A 3,569-nucleotide genomic window follows, 5' to 3' on the forward strand; every position below is an offset into this window, starting at 1 on the left:
GCTGGCCCCCTTTGCTATCGCCAAGTGTGTCGGTCATTGTGGGAATCTAGGATACGGTAGACACCAAATTTTCTTTCTTACTTCTACCTTACTACTATCTTGCGCCTGTAAGAGCATGTCACGGTAAAAGCGCAAAACAGCATTTCCTTTACCTTTATAATGACGGCGTATCAACACAAGGAGGTGTCGAGTCCAATTAGAATTTCTAACTCATACTTCCTATATCCAGCCCCTCTGATCTTATTAGGATGAATATATTATGGAAATAGAACACCCCACTAGTGAAGCCGGATTAGATCCTGAAGTTCCAACTTCTGAGCCCGTCTATGAGAACTACACGCCAGATAATCCACCCGCCGGGTGGACATACGTTAATTATAAAAATATCCCCGGCGGCGGATTCCGCTGTCCCGATTGTAATGCGGTTGAGGACGGATCAGATGTTGATGGTCATAATTGTTAAATGATCGATTTTCCCAGGGCGAAACTCGATGTTTTGCCCTTTTGCCTATCTTAACCAGTCCCCCTCGCCACCATGCCCTTTTCAATATCTGCTGCCCCAGCTTGGCTAGCTATAAGACTTAGATTAAGCCGGGATATTCTCCACATTTAGGCACACCATCCTTAAAAGAGTAACGGGCTGAATTTTGGTAGAGGATAATGGTGTCAAGGGAGAACGAACACTAGCATTATTCGCACCCGCCCCTGGCGAAAATCTTATAGGTACAGATGGCCACCTTGTAAGAACCATACAAAGGAGCCAAGTCAATATGATCCTCCCCAACTCCATGTGATCACTGTTAATGGTGATAGCTACCGCAAAGAGATTGCTTGGCGTCTCAGTATTCAGGATCAATAAGTCAATATAAAGTAGTGCACCTTGAAAAATTGTGCTTTAACTATTCCTGTTGCACCCCTGGTTTAGAATTTCCCCCCACCTGTTGAGTCTGCCAAAGAGATCAGATATGACTCTGAATAAGAAACAAGTCAAGGATTGTGATTCCAGCCAATGGGACTTTTCCGACCTGAAAGCAATATTTCTCAACTGTACGCTAAAACCTACGCCTGAACTCTCCCATACCGATGGCCTGATCACCATATCCAAGGAAATCATGGAGAGGAATAGTATCTCCGTTCAAGTGTTGCGACCGGTAGATCATAATATTGCCTTTGGCGTCTATCCGGACATGACTGAACATGGCTGGGAGAGTGATGAGTGGCCACTTATTTACAAGCAGGTAGAGGAAGCTGACATACTCGTTATCACTACCCCCATTTGGCTGGGTGAAAAATCCTCTATCTGTACCCAGGTTATTGAGAGGCTCTATGCGAACTCTTCAGACCTGAATGCCAAAGGTCAGTACGCCTACTATGGGCGAGTAGGTGGTTGCCTGATTACAGGGAATGAAGACGGTGCAAAGCACTGCGCCATGAACATCCTCTATTCCCTACAACACCTGGGCTATGTGATTCCACCCCAAGCAGATGCAGCCTGGGTAGGCGAAGCAGGCCCAGGTCCCTCCTACCTGGACCCCGGCTCTGGCGGCCCTCAGAACGACTTTACCAATCGCAATACCACCTTTATGACCTGGAACCTCATGCACTTGGCACGAGTGATTAAGAATACCGGTGGTATACCAGCCCATGGTAATCAGCGGTCAGAGTGGGATGCAGGGTGTAAGCCTGACTTCCCCAACCCTGATTACCGCTAGACTCATCCTATAAAAACCAGAAAATTTATAAAAACAACCTAATAAATAGCGTTATTCAGCGTATTTTTTTGTATCTTTCCTCAGATATTTACAAGCCAGGGCTTAGAAAGATACATTGCGCGCCTTCTTGATATTTACCCATTCCCGCCATCACCAGTATTGCCTCTTTGCGCCTACCCCACACACCGGGCAACGGCTCCTTCTTTGTGGTGGCACACTTATTTTAAGAGGTCCCAACTCGGAATGAAGCCTGAGCTCTTGGAGCACATCCTCGATAGCAAATTATTTATTACTACCTGCGTAATCACACTTATTATGGTTCTTCGCGGGCTGCTTACATTGGCAATCGCCCGTAGTAGTTGGGCAAAGGCTGATAAGCGCCGCCGAATCAGCACCGTACATAATATAGGCAATCTCTTGCTTGTGGTGGGTGTAATAGCCGTTTGGGTGAGTGAGCTGAGGGATTTTGCCTTATCTATCGCTGCTTTCTCTGTCGCTATTGTCCTAGCACTGAAAGAAGTCGTGCAGTGTCTAGTTGGAGGTTTATACCAAGCCAATATGCGTTCATTTTCTGTAGGTGACTGGATTAAAGTGGGCAATCAATTTGGTGAGGTTACAGACAGTGATTGGCTGAGCACCACGCTCTTAGAAATAGACCCACACGGCCTTGGCAACGGATATACCGGTACGACGCTCTACATTCCCAATAATGCTTTCTTTACACAGCCAGTAAAAAATCTGAATTTTATGCGCCGCTATATCGAACATACCTTCTCGATTACACGCGAGCATAGTGGGATAAACCCATTTGAAGCGAAGAAATTTATTGCGGAGCGATTGAAAGAACACTGTGACTCTTTCCGAGAAGTTGCCGAGCGCTACTGCAATCTGATTGAGAACCGCATGGGCGTAGAGCTATCAGGTCCCGATGCCAAAGTGTGTATTACAACGAATGAGGTGGGCCATGATGTGATTACTGTTACCGTTTTTTGCCCCCGTGAAGAGGCGACCAATATAGAACAGCTGGTAACTGAGGACTTATTTAATTTTTGGTTCGAAAAGAATCGGCAACTGGCAGCCAAGCCCTGACGAAATAACCGAAACCTTCGGCCTTAGGCTGTTGCTGACGGCTAGGACCCCTGCAACAGCGGGATTCAAACTGTCGTGCCTAAGTATTTAGGACCACCCTCTTTTGAGCATTCTAATATTTACCTCCGGCTAATTCCATGTTAACCCGCTGTCGAGGTAGGACAATGCGAATATCTTAAGAGGTGCATGGGCGGAATAACACCGTTACTGCCTTGGCCCCAGAACCGATGGATAGCGAGATTTTCTTCTATAGAAAACTGATGGAAGGTTGAGTTAACTAGGTAAAAGTCTCCAGCTGAACTGGTTGGGCAGCCCGAAATATTAAAAATACAGTCGCTTTTTTGGCTGGAGAGCAAGGGACTGAGTCAATGGCCTGGTAATAGGCACAAATGGCGGGACCATTTAAGCTCGGCCTAGTATGCTCAAGCCCTCGTCACTTTCTGCACCTGGCTCGGTATTATTCACATTGCCCCCTGCAGAAATATAGTGTTCCTCACCGATCAATAACTCCCTTGACAAACGAGTAGGCACTTTAGCGTTGAATCCAAGCTTCCAAATCGGTAGATTCTTAATGGTAAGCTTTAAATTGTTAGATATGAATGGGTTGGGCGCGGATGGATATGTTTGAAATAGGGGTGAATATATTTTTCACGTTAATTTTTGCCTGGTCTTTGATTTGGGCTTTCTTTGCGTGGGGGCTGGGGGCTGGGGGCTGGGGGCAGGGCTGTCCCATATAAATCGGTGTAAAAACGAACAGAATAGACCTAG

The 3,569-nt window shown here is 46.4% G+C and carries 2 protein-coding genes; both read left to right on the forward strand.

The genetic code is table 11. The features are described 5' to 3' along the window. Nucleotides 1–965: 965 nt before the first annotated feature. Complete coding sequence (locus tag MO867_RS21025) at nt 966–1,712, forward strand: flavodoxin family protein (protein WP_252472754.1); 747 nt, start codon at nt 966–968, stop codon at nt 1,710–1,712. 243 nt (nt 1,713–1,955) lie between these two features. Continuing rightward, entirely contained in the window at nt 1,956–2,801 is an 846-nt protein-coding gene (locus MO867_RS21030) for a mechanosensitive ion channel family protein (RefSeq protein WP_252472756.1), read from the forward strand. The last annotated feature ends 768 nt before the right edge of the window (nt 2,802–3,569 follow it).

The organism is Microbulbifer okhotskensis (assembly GCF_023895975.1).
Lineage (GTDB): Bacteria > Pseudomonadota > Gammaproteobacteria > Pseudomonadales > Cellvibrionaceae > Microbulbifer > Microbulbifer okhotskensis.

Excerpts from the sequence above, each read along its gene's own strand:
- MO867_RS21025 (WP_252472754.1), top strand. The coding sequence starts at position 966 with ATGACTCTGAATAAGAAACAAGTCAAGGATTGTGATTCCAGCCAATGG.
- MO867_RS21030 (WP_252472756.1), top strand. The coding sequence starts at position 1,956 with ATGAAGCCTGAGCTCTTGGAGCACATCCTCGATAGCAAATTATTTATT.